Below are 13,528 nucleotides of genomic sequence, written 5' to 3'. Positions count from 1 at the left end.
CCATGAAGCGAACCATCGCCACCCTGGCCCTCGCCGCCCTGGCGGCGGGCGCCCTCGCCCCACCCGCCGCCGCCACCCCCGCCCCCGGCTCGCCGGGCCTGGGCGACCCGCTCTTCCCCGATCTCGGCAACGGCGGCTACGACGTCCGCCACTACGACGTCTCCTTCGACTTCACCCCGGTCACCTACGACTTCACCGCCACGGTGACGATCAGCGCCACCGCCGTCCAGGACCTGTCGTCCTTCAACCTGGACACCGACGGCCACGTCATCGACTCCGTCACCGTCGACGGCCGGCCCGCGACGTGGGCGCTCGCCCAGGGCCGGACGGGTCAGGAACTGACCGTCACCCCCGCCGAGCCCGTGAAGGAGCATCGCCCCTTCACGGCGACGCTGACCCTGCACGGCAACGGCAAGGCCTCGCGCTCCGGCCTCACCGGGTGGCGGTTCGGCCCCGACGGCGGGTTCGCCGCCGCCGCGCAGGCCAGCAGGGCCGACACCTTCTTCCCCGTCAACGACCACCCCTCCGACAAGGCCACCTGGACCTTCCGCGTCAAGGTCCCCGACGGCTACGTCGCCACCGCCAACGGCGAACTCGCCGCGAAGGAGGGCGACGTCTGGCGGTTCGAGGAGCGCGAGCCGATGCCGCCCGAGCTGCTCGGGCTCGCCGTGGTCAAGGGCACCTACCTGTACGGCACCGGCCCCCACGGCCTGCCCCTGCGCCACGTCGTCCCGCAGGGGCAGGAGGGCACCTACGCCCCGATCGCCGCCGAGACGGCCGGGCAGCTCGAGTGGGCCGAGGCCAGGTTCGGCCGCTTCCCCTTCTCGACCTACGGCGTGCACATCTACCCCGGCTACACCGACGCGCTGGAGAACCAGACCCTGTCCCTGTTCGGCACCGGCTGGTTCACCAGGCCGACGTACTCCAACACCATGGTCCACGAACTGGTGCACCAGTGGTTCGGCGACTCGGTCACCCCCGCCACCTGGCAGGACGCCTGGCTGAACGAGGGCCCGGCGGTCTTCTACGCCGCCGTGTGGGCCGAGGAGCAGGGCGGGCAGCCGCTCGCCGACAAGATGCGGACGGTGTACGGCAAGCTCGACGAGGTCCGCGCCAAGGACGGCCCGCCCGGCAGGCCCAAGGGCCTCGGCGGCTACAACATCTACGACGGCGGCGCGCTGGTCCTCTACGCGCTCCGCCAGGAGATCGGCGAGCGCGACTTCGACCGTGTCATGCGCCGCTGGGTCCAGCGCAACAAGGACGGCAACGCCTCCACCGAGGACTTCATCACGCACGCCGTGAAGACGGCCCACCGCCCGGGCCTGGACGCGTTCCTGCGCGCCTGGCTCTTCGGCGAGAAGAACCCCCCGCTGGAGATCCCATGAGACGCCTGCTCGCCCTGACCGTCCTGCTCACCCTCCCCCTGACCGGCACCGCCGAGGCCGCCTCCCTGACCGGGGCCGCCCCTTCCACCGGCACCGCCGACACCGGGGCCGCCCCGTTCACCGGCACCGCCGACACCGAGGCCGCCTCCCCGACCGGGGCCGCCCCCTTCACTGGCACCGCCGACGCCGAGGCCGGTCCTCTGAGCGGCACCGCCGAGGTCGCGTCGCCGGCCGGCCCGGTCGACGCCGCGCCCGGCCCCAAGGTCTACTACGCCGCCCCAGACGCCACGAGCGAGGCGTGCAACAGCGTCAACCCGTGCTCGCTCGAGCAGGCCAGGGACAAGGTCCGCGCGGCCGTCGCCGGGGGCATGGAGCGCGACATCGAGGTGCGCCTGAGCGGCGGCCGCTACCGGATGGCCGAGCCGCTCGTGCTCGACGCCCGCGACTCGGGGCCCGGCGGGCACACGGTCACCTGGACCGCCGCGCCCGGCGCCAGGCCCGTGCTGTCGGGCGGCGTGCCGATCACCGGCTGGCGGCGGGAAGGCCGGTTCTGGGTGGCGCGGGCGCCCGAGGGCGTCATCCCCCGCCAGCTCTTCGTGGGCGGGGTGAGGGCGGTCCGCGCCCGCGGCGAAGCCTGCCCCGCCAGCGTGTGCGACGCCACCAGGACCGGGATGACCGGGGCGGTGAAGAGCGGTGTCGCGGCGTGGCAGGCGCCGGCCAACGCCGAGGCGGTGATCAGGATCCGCTGGCGCAACTACCACTGCAGGATCGACAGGGTCGACGGCGACCTGCTCACCTTCGCGCAGCCGTGCTGGACCAACTCCGCCGGCGGCACCGGCCGCACCGGGCCGGCGTGGGACAGCACGACCGTCGACTCCAGCCGCTACACCAAGGTGTCCTTCTTCGAGAACGCCGTCGAGCTGCTCGACCAGCCCGGCGAGTTCGTCTACGACCGCGGCAGCCGTACCGTCACCTACCTGCCCAGGCAGGGCGAGGACCTGAGCGACGTGATCACCCCGGCGCGCGAGACGCTGCTGCGGATCGAGGGCGCGAGCGGGGTGACGGTCTCGGGGCTGGCCTTCGAGCACGCCGCCTACACCCAGCCGGACACCGACGAGGGCTACGCCGGCACGCAGGCGGGCCTGACGCTGACCGGGGCCACGGGACCCGTCGACCACGCCGGCCGCCACTACACCAAGCCCGCCGCCGCGGTCGTGGTGCGCGGCGGGCGCCGGGTGACGGTGGCCGACAGCGCCTTCGCCAGGCTCGGCGGCGCTGGGATCATCCTGGAGAAGGGCACCAAGGACTCGGCCGTCACCGGCTCGACCTTCACCGACCTGTCCTCCGGCGCGGTCTACGTCGGCGACACCGAGCCCAATCCGCCCGCCGAGCTGCGCGGCGAGCGCAACACGGTCGCCCGTAACACGATCACCCACGTCGGCGTGGAGTACACCGACGCGGTGGGCGTCTGGGCCGGCTACGAGAGCGAGCTGGCCGTCGACCACAACACCCTGGAGCAGCTGCCCTACTCCGGCATCTCGGTCGGCTGGGGATGGAACCAGCCCGAGGCGCAGCGCCCCGACATGCGCGACAACAGGATCACCGGCAACCGGATCGTCGACGCCATGATGGTCGGCTTCGACATGCACGACGGCGGCGCGATCTACACCCAGGGCCCGCAGCCCGGCACGGTGATCTCCGGCAACTACGTCAACCGCTCCGCCTACGGCAACACCGAGCGCGACGGCAACGGCGTCTACCTCGACGAGCAGAGCTCCCACATCCGCGTCGAGGGCAACGTGCTGACCCGCATGGGCTACAAGTGGGTCTCCAACTGGGCCGGATACGGCATCGAGAACGTCGCCACGGGCAACTGGACCGACACCACGGCGCCCGCGCTGTCCGGTCGTGGCTCCCAGATGGCCGGCAACCACACCGCGCTGGAGCGGCTGCCGGAGGCCGCCGTCGAGGTGGCCGCGGCGGCCGGCGCGACTCCCGGCGGCGCCGTCGAGCAGCTCGCCCCCGACCTGGCCCGCGGCGGGCCCGCCGCCCAGTCCTCCACCGACGGTACGGCGGTCGCCGCCAACGCGGTCGACGGTTCGACCACGACCGACACCAGAACGCTCGGCGAGCCGGGCGCCTGGTGGCAGGTCGATCTCGGCTCCGTCCAGCGGATCGGCTCGGTCGAGCTCTGGAACGACGCCTCGATGACCACCGGTGACGTCGAGGTGGTCGTCGCCACCGCGGCCGACCTGTCGGACGCGAAGCGGGTGAGCCTGCCGGGCAAGGTGCTCCGCCCCTCGCTGGTGGAGATCGCGGCCGATGCCCGCTACGTCCGCGTCCAGCGCGCGGGCACTGGCAGGATCGGGCTCTCCGGAGTTTCGGTCCACCCGTAATCAACGCACCCGGAAGGGGTACGGCGCGGCCGTACCCCTTCCCCGCTTGGAGAGCAGATGAGCTGGTTCACCGAGGCGCGGTTCGGCCTCTTCGTCCACTGGGGCATCTACGCCGCCGCCGCCCGCCACGAGTGGGTGAAGTCCTACGAGAAGCTGGACGACGCGCACTACCGGCGCTACTTCGACCACTTCGACCCCGACCTGTACGACCCCGAGGTCTGGGCGGAGGAGGCGTGGAACGCGGGCATGCGCTACCTGGTCGTCACGACCAAGCACCACGACGGGTTCTGCCTGTGGGACTCCGCGCTCACCGACTACAAGGCCACGGCCACGCCGTACGGCAGGGACCTGCTGCGGCCGATGCTCGACGCCTTCCGGGCCAGGGGGATGCGCGTCGGGCTCTACCACTCGCTGATCGACTGGCACCATCCCGAGTTCCCCGTCGACCTGTATCACCCGCGGCGTGACCTCGGCGAAGACCCCAACCGCGATATCCGGAAATATGCCGACTACCTGCACGGGCAGGTCCGCGAGCTGCTCACCGGCTACGGGCGGATCGACACCATGTGGTTTGACTTCAGCTACCCGGGACGCGGCATGGGCGCCAAGGGCAGGGACGAGTGGCGCTCGGCCGAGCTGGAGGCGATGGTCCGCGAGCTCCAGCCGGACATCATGATCAACAACCGGCTCGACCTGGGCAGCGGCGACTTCATGACCCCCGAGCAGGTCATGCCGCCCGGCGGGGTGCCCGGCCACGTGCCGTGGGAGGCGTGCCAGACGCTCAACGGCAGCTGGGGCTACGACCGCGACAACCTCGACTGGAAGTCGCCCGAGCTGCTGCTGAGCATGCTCGTCGACACCGTCTCCAAGGGCGGCAACATGCTGCTGAACGTGGGTCCGAACGCGCGCGGCGAGTTCGAGCCGCGCGCGGTCGAGCGGCTGCGCGCGATCGGCAGGTGGACCAGGCTGCACGGCAGGGCCGTCCACGGCGCGGGCGCCGCGGCCTTCACCCCGCCGCAGGACTGCCGCTACACCCAGCGCGGCGACCGGCTCTACCTGCACCTGCTGAACTGGCCGATGAAGTACGTGCACCTGGACGGCCTGGCCGGCAGGGTGAAGTACGCGCAGTTCCTGCACGACGCCTCCGAGGTGCGCGTGCTCCGCGTCGATCCGCACGAGCCCGGCCACGCCTACCTGCGCGGCGTGCCCGAGGACACCCTCACCCTGCAGCTGCCCGTGACCAGGCCCGACGTGACCGTCCCCGTGATCGAGCTCTTCCTCTGACCGGGCGAGCCCGCGGGTTTCGGGCCGAAGCCGGGCCGGCGGGAGGACGCCGAGGAGCCGGTGCCGGCGGTCAGCGGCCGGTGAAGGTCGGGCGCTGCTTGGCCAGGAAGGCGCGGGTCGCGCCCTGGTGGTCCTCCGTGGCGGCGAGCTCGTCCTGCAGGTCGGCCTCCAGCGCCAGCGACTCGCCCAGCGTGTGCGTGGCCGCGAACGCCAGGGCGCGCTTGGTGGCCGCGAACGCCTTCGTCGGGCCGGCGGCCAGCCGTACCGCGAGCTCGTGGGCGGTCTTCAGCAACTCGTCGTCGGGCACCACGCGCGCGACCAGGCCGAGCTCGAGCGCGCGGGCGGCGTCCAGCGGCTCGCCGAGCAGCAGCAGCTCGGCCGCGCGTCCCTGACCGACCAGCCGCTGCAGCGTCCACGAGGCGCCCGAGTCGGGAGCCAGCCCGATGCCGGTGAACGCCATCGCGAACTTGGCCCGCTCCGAGGCCACGCGCAGGTCGCAGGCGTAGGCGAGGGAGGCGCCCGCGCCCGCGGCCACGCCGTTCACCGCGGCGACCACCGGCTTGGCCATGCCGGTGATCACCTCGACCAGCGGGTTGTAGTGCTCGCGGACGGTGTCGGCCAGGCCCCTGCCGGCCGCCAGGTTGTCCGCGTGCTCGCGCAGGTCCTGCCCGGCGCAGAAGGCCCTGCCCGCCCCGGTGATCAGTACGGCCCGCACGGCGCCGGACGCGGCCGCCTCGCGCAGCGCTTCGAGCAGGGCGGCCTTGAGCTCGGCGGTCAGCGAGTTCATCGCGTCGGGACGGTCGAGCGTGACGGTGGCGACGGCGTCGGCGACCTCGTAACGGATCACAACAGCTCCTTGTCGACGAAAGCGGCGGCCGCAGGCAGCAACCTGGCGGCCTCCTGTTCGAAGTACGCCCGCGCCTTCTCGCCCTGCCAGCCGGGCGGCAGCAGCTCGGCGGGCAGCCCGGGGTCGCGGAACAGGAAGTTGCGCCAGCCGTGCACCAGTCTGCTCCTGGTGGCGAAGACGCGGGAGTTCGGCGCGCCGCCCGGCAGCCCCGCGATCAGCTCCTGCGCCTCGGACAGCCACTCCTCGTAGGCCCTTCCGATGGCTGCCAGGTCCCACGCGCTCGCGACCAGCGCGCGCGGGTCGCCGTCGAGGACGGCGTCGAACATGTCGGCGCGGACGCCCTCGTTGGCCAGCAGCGGATCGAGCTCGGGGGAGCGGCGAGGGCCGACCCAGGTCGTCTCCGACAGCGGCGCGTAGCCGAGGAAGGCCAGGTCGGCGCGGAAGCGTTCGCGCTTGGCCCGGTCCCTGACCGGCTCCAGCACGACCAGGTGCCAGTGCCCCTGCCAGCTGATCGTTCCGGGTCGGTAAATTCTCAGCGCCGCCTCGTCCAAGCGCCTGACGCACTTGGCGGTGACCTCGTAGCCGGGCCCCTGCGGCAGCCTGACCCGGTCGAGCCAGCCCTGCCGCACCATGCGCGAAACCGCCGTCCTGACGGCAGGAGCCGCGATTTCCAGCGGCGCGAGCAGCCTGACCAGGGCGGCGACCGACGCCTTCCCACCACGGGAACGCAGGTGGTCCCCGTACAGATCGAACAGCGCCGCGCGTGCGTTCACGAGCACCAGTTTGGACGGCTTCGCGACCCTGGACAACGGATGCTGGGAGGAGATCGTTACCCATTTGGCACTCCGATGCGGGAGAATAGGACATCACAGAAGACGTGAATGCGTCGGCCACCCACCGGGGCGGTCGTTGATCGCAACCGCGGAGTCCATGGCAGGAAGGGATACACGCATGGCGGCGATGAAGCCGCGGACCGGCGATGGTCCGCTGGAGGTCACCAAGGAAGGGCGCGGCATTGTCATGCGGGTCCCGCTCGAAGGTGGCGGCCGGCTCGTCGTGGAGATTTCGGCCGACGAGGCGAAGGCGCTCGGCGAAGCGCTGAAGAACGTGGTCGGCTGACGCCGGCTCAACCACCTGATCGAACGGCCCTGGCGTACCCTCCGCCGGGGCCGATCACGTTTGGAGACTATCCCGTGCCCATCCAGACGACGGTGTCCGTGCTCCCCGAAGCGCCCGCCGACGCCGCACTGCTCGCCCTCCCCTACGACGCGGAGCTGAACCCCAAGGTCGAGCTGCCCGTGCCGGTGGCCGCGCTGCTGGCGCACTACGAGGCCAAGGGTGAGGCGGGCGAGATCGTCGAGGTCCCGGTCACGCGCGGCGACGCGGTGGGAAGGGTCCTTCTGTACGGCGTCGGCGACGGCTCGCCGCGTGCCCTGCGCAAGGCGGCCGCCGGCCTGACGCGCAGGGCCAGAGGCAAGCAGGAGCTGACCGTCGTGCTCCCGCCCTGCGACGCCGCCGTCTTCGCCGAGGCCGCCCTGCTGGCGGCCTACACCTTCAAGATCGGCGGCCAGGGCACCCCGCCCGTCGCCGCCCTCACCCTGGCCGGCGCCGACGAGCCGGCCGTACGGCGCGGCGAGGCCGTGGCGCAGGCCGTCGCGCTGGCCCGCGACCTGACCAACACCCCCTCCTCGACCAAGAACCCCGCCTGGCTGGCCGAGCAGGCCGCCGCCACCGGCCTGGAGGCCAAGGTCTGGGAAGAGGACGCGCTGCGCGCCGACGGTTTCGGCGGCATCCTGGCCGTCGGCCAGGGCTCGGTCCACCCGCCCCGGCTGATCCAGCTCTCCTACACCCCTGAGGGCGCCGAGCGGCACGTCGTGCTGGTCGGCAAGGGCATCACGTTCGACTCGGGCGGCCTGTCGCTCAAGCCGACCGACAACATGAAGACCCAGAAGACCGACATGGCCGGCGGCGCGGTGGTCATCGCGGTCATGGGCGCGCTGGCCGCCATGGGCTCGCGGGTGCGGGTCACCGGCCTGATCGCCGCGGCCGAGAACATGCCGTCCGGCAGCGCCCAGCGGCCCAGCGACGTCATCACGCACTACGGCGGCACGACCGTTGAGGTGACCAACACCGACGCCGAGGGGCGCCTGGTGCTCGCCGACGCGCTCGCCTACGCCGACGCCGTGCTCGACCCCGACGCGATGGTCGACATCGCCACCCTCACCGGGGCGATCAGCGTCGCCCTAGGGCGGAGCATCGGCGCCGTCTACTCCTCCGCCGACGAGCTGGCCGACGAGCTGGTCGAGGCGGGCGCCAGGAGCGACGACCGGTTGTGGCGGATGCCGCTGATCGAGGACTACCGCCCGGCCCTCGACTCGCCCATCGCGGACATGCAGAACGCCGACGTGGGCGGGCGCTACGGCGCCGGCTCGATCACCGCCGCGCTGTTCCTGCGGGAGTTCACCGGCAAGCGTCCGTGGGCGCATCTGGACATCGCGGGCGTGGGTCGCAGCACGGTCGACGAGGGCACGCTGACGAAGGGCGCCACGGGCTTCGGCGTCCGCGTCCTGCTCGACTGGCTCACCCGCTCCTGAGCCGCCGCGCGCCGATCCGGTGGGCGGTGACGTCCACCGGATCGTTGTCCGGGGCCGGCGATGGCCGGCCGGTCAGGCGGAGACCTTGACGGCGGCCAGCAGGCCGTCGCCGAGCGGGATCATCACCGATCGCAGCCGGTCGTCGCCCTGCACGAGCTTGCCCAGCTCGCGTACCGCGACCGTGTCGGGGTCGCGCTGGGAGGGGTCGGCGACCCTGTTGTGCCACAGCGCGTTGTCGAAGGCCACGATCCCGCCCACCCGCAGCAACCGCACCGCCTCGGCCAGATAGTCGGCGTACTCCTGCTTGGCCGCGTCGGCGAACACCATGTCATAGCCGCCGTCCGACAGCCTGGGCAGCACGTCGAGCGCGCGCCCGGCGATCAATCTGATCCGGCCGCCGGAGAATCCGGCGTCGGCGAAACTCTGCCGGGCCAGGCGCTGGTGCTCGGGCTCGACGTCCACGCTCGTGAGGGTGCCGTCGGCGCGCATGCCGCGCAGCAGCCACAGCCCCGACACCCCGCACCCGGTGCCGATCTCCACCACGGCGCGCGCGTTGAGCACGGTGGCCAGGAAGCACAGCGCGGCACCGCCTCCGGGAAGGATGGGCGGCGCACCCATCTCATGGCCGCGCTGCCGCGCCGCGTGCAGAATCTCGTCTTCCTGATGGAACTGCTCCGCATAGGCCAGAGTGGCCTCTACCGGGCTGGTCATCGGCCTCTCCTCCCCACTTCCGTGCAATTGGTCACCGATCGCAGCCTAGGGGAGACACGCCAGGACGGGAACTCTGGTCGCGCCCAACGCGTTGCAGGTTTAAACGGGCTTTGCCGGTCCTGAAGGCAGGCAGTGCGCACGAAGGGACGAAACCAGGCACTATGACGGTAGCGGTGGTCCCAGAGAGAGGAGTGCTGGTGGACGGAAGCGACCACCAGGCCGGTCCTCACGTGTCAGATGTGTCTGAGTGGACTCCTCCCACCTGGGAGGAAGTGGTGCGGACGCACTCCGCGCGCGTGTATCGGCTTGCGTACAGGTTGACCGGCAACGTGCACGACGCGGAAGACCTCACCCAAGAGGTCTTCGTCCGGGTCTTCAGGTCGCTGTCGAGCTACACACCCGGCACTTTCGAGGGCTGGTTGCACAGGATCACCACGAACCTGTTCCTCGACATGGCGCGCAGGAGGCAGCGGATCCGCTTCGAGGGGCTGGGCGACGACGCGGCCGAGCGGCTGCAGGGTCGCGAGCCCTCACCCGCCCAGGCGTGGGACGACGCCCACATGGAGCCGGACATCCAGGCGGCGCTCGACTCCCTGGCCCCGGAGTTCAGGGCGGCGGTCGTGCTGTGTGACATCGAAGGCCTGTCGTACGAGGAGATCGCGGCCACGCTCGGCGTGAAGCTTGGCACGGTCAGAAGCAGGATTCACCGTGGCCGGGCACAGCTGCGGGAGGCTCTGGAGCACAGGGCGCCCCGTGGTTCTGAACTCCCCCCGACCGTGACCCGTGGGGAGGAAGTCTGATATGTCGCACCTTGGAGAGCGCGTATCCGCGCTGGTGGACGGCGAGCTGCGCCACGCCGAGCGTGAACGCGCCCTTGCCCACCTGGCCTTCTGCGCCGACTGCAGGAGGGAGGTCGAGTCGATGCGGGCGCTGAAGTCGCGCCTGCGGTCGCTCGAAGGCCCTCCGATGCCGGCCGACCTCACGATGTCTCTGCTGCGAATGGGTGAGCCTGGCGACCCGGTGCCGCCCAGGGAGCGGCCCTTTCCCACCTTCGGCGGTGTTCCGCTTCCCGGCCCGCGCAGCATCGCTCCGCCCGACAACCGGCCTCGCGGCGCCTCGGGCGCTTCGTCGCGGCCCGGACGGTCCCGCAGGCGTCCGGCCTACGTGGCCGTAGGCGTCGTCTCCGCGGCGGTCGCGCTCGGCACCCTGTTCGTGGTCGCGGGCCAGGACCAGGGCCCGTCCGTCTCCCCTCCGGTCGAGGTGTTCAAGCAGGTCCACAAGACCACGGCCCCCTACGGCAACCCGCCCTCCGCCACCCCGTGAGACGGCTGCCCGCCGTCCTCACCCTGGCGCTGCCTATGGCAGTCGGCCTGCCGGGCGCGGTCCACGCCGTGCCCGACGGGTCCGAGAACGAGGACACGGGTCTGTCGCTGCTCAGACGGTCGGCGATGGCCGCGAGGGGCCAGCCGTACGAGGGGACGCTGGTCAGCACGTCCGGCGCGGTGCTCGCCGTACGCAACAGCCCCGGGACCGGGATGACGGTCGACCGGCGCGCCGCCGACCCTGGGACACCCGCGGGCGGCCTGCTGGCCCCCTCCGACGGGATGCTGCGCGCGCTCGCCGCCAACTACCGGGTGGTCGAGGCGCCGGCCGGGAGCGCGTGCGGCAGGACGGCCCGCGTGATCCAGGCGCTCCGGCACGACGGGCGCCCGGCCGCGCGGTTCTGGGTCGACGCGGCCAGCGGTGTCCCGCTGCGGCGCGAGGTGCTGGACGGCCGCGGCAGGGTGGCGATGGCCGAGGCGTTCGTCGACGTGACGATCCCCGCGCCGCTTCCCATGGCGCAGTCCGCCCCGCTCGCCCGGACGGCGCTCGGCTCCGGGACTCTCACCGCCCTGAGGGCGCGGGGCTGGAGCCTGCCCAGCGTTCTGCCCGGCGGTTTCGAGCTCGCCCATGCCGCCGAGAACGACGGCTACCTGAAGCTGGGATACTCGGATGGGGTGTCCGTTGTCTCGGTGTTCGTGCAGCGGGGCACCCTGGACGAGGAGCGGCTGGCGGGCTGGCGTAGCCGGTCTCGCGACGGGAATACGATCTGGATCCGGGACGCTGCAGGACGGGAGATGATCTGGGCGAGTGGAGGCCATGTCTACACCGTCGTCGCCGACGCTCCCGCGGACGTGGTCGAGGCCGCCGTCCGGGGGCTGCCGCACGAGGCGGAGCCTGGCTTCTGGCAGCGGTTCGCCCGGGGCGCCCACCGTGTGCTTTCCTGGGTCAACCCGTTCGCTTGACGCTCGCGTAACAACTCTCGTACACCGTAAGCGGGAAGATGACGGTGTCCGAACAAGGAGTGGTGAGACTAGATGACCGACGAGACGCGCCCCATGGACGGACGCACGCCGTCGGACCTCGCCGAGCCCCAGGGACGGCCCGACTTCCTGCCCGCCCAGGAGGGATGGGACAGCGCGAGGACGGAGCAGCTCGGCTGGGAGCACGCCGAGCAGCCCGCCCAGCCGTACGGCACGGGCTGGGGCGATCCGTCGGGACGACCGGCCGCCAACGACACGGCCGTGTTCGGCGCCCCCGATCACGGTCCTTCGCTGCCGCCCCCGCCCACGCAGGCGGTCGGCATGGGTCACGGATGGGGGCCGCCGCCCACGCCCGCCGACGGCGGGGCCGCGGCCGCGCGCCGGGGGCCGGGCATCGGAGTGCTGGTCGCGCTGGCCGTGGTGATCGCGCTGCTCGCCTCGATCATGGGCAGCGTCGGCACCTACCTGCTCACCAGGCAGGGCAGCTCGGGCACCGACCCGTCCTACTCGCTCGGGCCCGCGCCGTCCGGCGACACCAGCAGGGCGGCCGACTCGATCGCGGGAGTGGCCTCGCGGGTGCTGCCCAGCGTGGTCTCCCTCGAGGTCGAGGGCAACAGCGACGCGGGAACCGGCTCCGGCTTCCTGATCAAGGGCGGCTACGTGGTCACCAACAACCACGTCGTCGCGGTGGCCGCCCAGGGCGGCGCCATCAAGATCGTATTCAACAACCGCAAGAGCACCAGCGGGCGCATCGTCGGCCGTGACCCCGGCTCCGACCTGGCCGTGGTCAAGCCCGAGGAGACCTTCGGCACGCCGGAGATCACGCTCGGCAACTCCGACCAGGTCGTCGTCGGCGACCCCGTCATCGCCATCGGCTCGCCGCTCGGCCTCACCGGCACCGTCACCACCGGCATCGTGAGCTCGCTCAACCGGCCCGTCGTGGCCGGCGAGGACAACGACCCCGACCCCGCCTACATCAGCGCCATCCAGACCGACGCCGCCATCAACCCCGGCAACTCGGGCGGGCCGCTGGTGAACGCCAAGGGTGAGGTCGTCGGCGTCAACTCCGCGATCGCCACGCTCAGCCGGGCGGTCTCCAGCCAGAGCGGCAGCATCGGCCTCGGCTTCGCGATCCCGATCAACCAGGCCAGGCGCGTCGCCCAGGAGATCATCACCACCGGCTCGGCCAAGCGGGTCAAGATCGGCATCGTGGTCGACTCGGGCTACCGCGGTGAGGGCGTGCGCATCGCCTCCCAGCCCACCCAGGGCCGCCAGCCGGTCGAGGCCGACGGTCCCGCGGGCAAGGCGGGCCTGAAGGCCGGCGACGTCATCCTCGAGATCGACGGCCTGCGCATCCAGGACAGCACCGAGCTCATCTCGCTGATCCGCGGCAAGGCCCCGAACTCGAAGATCTCCATCAAGTACAAGCGCGGCGGCGAGGAGCGGATGGCCACCCTCGTCGTCACCGCCGAGCCGGAGCCCACGCCGCGACCCTCCTGACGGTGACCTCGCCCGGGCTCGGGTGCTCCATCGCCCGGGCGAGCCCTTAGTCTGGAACTGGCCCGGATCGTCCCCTGGCCCCGGTTGCACAGTGTAGGAGCTTGCGGTGTTCGGACTCGGTTGGATGGAGGTCGGAGCGCTCGTCGTGATCGCGCTCCTGGTCTTCGGTCCTGACAAGCTGCCGCAGGCGGCCGCGCAGGCTGGCAAGACGCTGCGCAACCTGCGGCGCATGGCCACCAGCGCGCGCGACGACCTGAGATCCGGCCTCGGCCCGGAGTTCGCGGACTTCGACCCCGCCGACCTCAACCCGAAGAACTTCGTCCGCAAGCATCTGCTGGACGACGTCGAGGACGCGTGGAAGGACCGGCCCGCCGCGATCGAGCCCGTGTCCGTCACCGTCGAGCCCGTCTCCGAGCTCGGGTACGGCGAGCTGCCCCCCTACGACTCCGAGGCCACCTGAGGCTCCGGGCCACCTGAGACTGCGGGGCCGCCTCGGGCTCCGGGGCCG

General features: G+C 72.1%; 13 protein-coding genes. 10 read left to right on the top strand and 3 right to left on the bottom strand.

Translation table 11 applies throughout. From position 1 onward, the window contains the following. Positions 1-2: 2 nt before the first annotated feature. From ACWEVS_RS03095 to ACWEVS_RS03085, 3 genes are read left to right on the top strand one after another with little or no spacing between them, the layout of a single operon-like run. On the top strand, positions 3-1,385 hold the full coding sequence (locus ACWEVS_RS03095) for a M1 family metallopeptidase (protein ID WP_452549653.1): 1,383 nt from the start codon (positions 3-5) through the stop codon (positions 1,383-1,385). Further along, positions 1,382-3,781 carry a right-handed parallel beta-helix repeat-containing protein gene (locus ACWEVS_RS03090; RefSeq protein ID WP_452549651.1) on the top strand — a complete coding sequence of 800 codons (2,400 nt, stop codon included), beginning with the start codon at positions 1,382-1,384 and terminating at the stop codon, positions 3,779-3,781. The genes ACWEVS_RS03095 and ACWEVS_RS03090 overlap by 4 nt, the downstream gene beginning before the upstream one ends. Before the next feature lie 57 nt (positions 3,782-3,838). Then, on the top strand, positions 3,839-5,065 hold the full coding sequence (locus ACWEVS_RS03085) for an alpha-L-fucosidase (RefSeq protein WP_452549649.1): 1,227 nt from the start codon (positions 3,839-3,841) through the stop codon (positions 5,063-5,065). 70 nt (positions 5,066-5,135) lie between these two features. Here ACWEVS_RS03085 and ACWEVS_RS03080 read toward each other — a convergent pair whose 3' ends face one another. Continuing rightward, entirely contained in the window at positions 5,136-5,912 is a 777-nt protein-coding gene (locus tag ACWEVS_RS03080; RefSeq protein ID WP_354905847.1) for an enoyl-CoA hydratase-related protein, read from the bottom strand. Continuing rightward, complete coding sequence (locus ACWEVS_RS03075; RefSeq protein WP_449917753.1) at positions 5,909-6,685, bottom strand: PaaX family transcriptional regulator; 777 nt, start codon at positions 6,683-6,685, stop codon at positions 5,909-5,911. Before ACWEVS_RS03075 ends, ACWEVS_RS03080 begins: the two co-directional genes overlap by 4 nt. A 178-nt stretch (positions 6,686-6,863) precedes the next feature. Here ACWEVS_RS03075 and ACWEVS_RS03070 point away from each other — a divergent pair, with 178 nt between their 5' ends. Then, positions 6,864-7,031 carry a DUF3117 domain-containing protein gene (locus ACWEVS_RS03070; protein WP_020545024.1) on the top strand — a complete coding sequence of 56 codons (168 nt, stop codon included), beginning with the start codon at positions 6,864-6,866 and terminating at the stop codon, positions 7,029-7,031. A gap of 74 nt (positions 7,032-7,105) precedes the next feature. Continuing rightward, positions 7,106-8,506, top strand: coding sequence for a leucyl aminopeptidase family protein (locus tag ACWEVS_RS03065; protein ID WP_452549647.1), 1,401 nt, complete (start codon positions 7,106-7,108; stop codon positions 8,504-8,506). A 72-nt stretch (positions 8,507-8,578) separates the two neighbouring features. On the opposite strand, the gene ACWEVS_RS03060 is transcribed toward ACWEVS_RS03065, so the two are convergent. Continuing rightward, complete coding sequence (locus ACWEVS_RS03060; protein ID WP_449917748.1) at positions 8,579-9,217, bottom strand: O-methyltransferase; 639 nt, start codon at positions 9,215-9,217, stop codon at positions 8,579-8,581. A gap of 161 nt (positions 9,218-9,378) precedes the next feature. Here ACWEVS_RS03060 and sigE point away from each other — a divergent pair, with 161 nt between their 5' ends. The 5 genes from sigE to ACWEVS_RS03035 all read left to right on the top strand — a co-directional run bounded on the left by sigE (position 9,379) and on the right by ACWEVS_RS03035 (position 13,480). Beyond that, the gene (gene sigE / locus ACWEVS_RS03055) at positions 9,379-10,017 is read left to right on the top strand and encodes an RNA polymerase sigma factor SigE (RefSeq protein ID WP_354905982.1); all 639 of its coding nucleotides are present in this window, start codon (positions 9,379-9,381) and stop codon (positions 10,015-10,017) included. A gap of 1 nt (position 10,018) precedes the next feature. After that, positions 10,019-10,540, top strand: a complete 522-nt coding sequence (locus tag ACWEVS_RS03050; protein ID WP_354905855.1) for an anti-sigma factor family protein — start codon at positions 10,019-10,021, stop codon at positions 10,538-10,540. A 35-nt stretch (positions 10,541-10,575) separates the two neighbouring features. Then, positions 10,576-11,502, top strand: coding sequence for a sigma-E factor regulatory protein RseB domain-containing protein (locus ACWEVS_RS03045; protein ID WP_452549646.1), 927 nt, complete (start codon positions 10,576-10,578; stop codon positions 11,500-11,502). Positions 11,503-11,574: 72 nt separating this feature from the next. Further along, complete coding sequence (locus tag ACWEVS_RS03040; RefSeq protein ID WP_354905857.1) at positions 11,575-13,020, top strand: S1C family serine protease; 1,446 nt, start codon at positions 11,575-11,577, stop codon at positions 13,018-13,020. Between the two features lie 106 nt (positions 13,021-13,126). After that, positions 13,127-13,480 carry a sec-independent translocase gene (locus ACWEVS_RS03035; RefSeq protein ID WP_354905858.1) on the top strand — a complete coding sequence of 118 codons (354 nt, stop codon included), beginning with the start codon at positions 13,127-13,129 and terminating at the stop codon, positions 13,478-13,480. Positions 13,481-13,528: the final 48 nt, after the last annotated feature.

It is taken from the genome of Nonomuraea sp. NPDC003754 (assembly GCF_053605785.1).
This window is presented reverse-complemented; position numbering and strand designations above follow the sequence as displayed.

What these genes read in the sequence shown, in the direction of transcription:
- ACWEVS_RS03095 (WP_452549653.1), top strand. Translation starts at nt 3, where the DNA reads ATGAAGCGAACCATCGCCACCCTGGCCCTCGCCGCCCTGGCGGCGGGC.
- ACWEVS_RS03090 (WP_452549651.1), top strand. Translation starts at nt 1,382, where the DNA reads ATGAGACGCCTGCTCGCCCTGACCGTCCTGCTCACCCTCCCCCTGACC.
- ACWEVS_RS03085 (WP_452549649.1), top strand. Translation starts at nt 3,839, where the DNA reads ATGAGCTGGTTCACCGAGGCGCGGTTCGGCCTCTTCGTCCACTGGGGC.
- ACWEVS_RS03070 (WP_020545024.1), top strand. Translation starts at nt 6,864, where the DNA reads ATGGCGGCGATGAAGCCGCGGACCGGCGATGGTCCGCTGGAGGTCACC.
- ACWEVS_RS03060 (WP_449917748.1), bottom strand. Translation starts at nt 9,217, where the DNA reads ATGACCAGCCCGGTAGAGGCCACTCTGGCCTATGCGGAGCAGTTCCAT.
- sigE (WP_354905982.1), top strand. Translation starts at nt 9,379, where the DNA reads ATGACGGTAGCGGTGGTCCCAGAGAGAGGAGTGCTGGTGGACGGAAGC.
- ACWEVS_RS03050 (WP_354905855.1), top strand. Translation starts at nt 10,019, where the DNA reads ATGTCGCACCTTGGAGAGCGCGTATCCGCGCTGGTGGACGGCGAGCTG.
- ACWEVS_RS03045 (WP_452549646.1), top strand. Translation starts at nt 10,576, where the DNA reads ATGGCAGTCGGCCTGCCGGGCGCGGTCCACGCCGTGCCCGACGGGTCC.
- ACWEVS_RS03040 (WP_354905857.1), top strand. Translation starts at nt 11,575, where the DNA reads ATGACCGACGAGACGCGCCCCATGGACGGACGCACGCCGTCGGACCTC.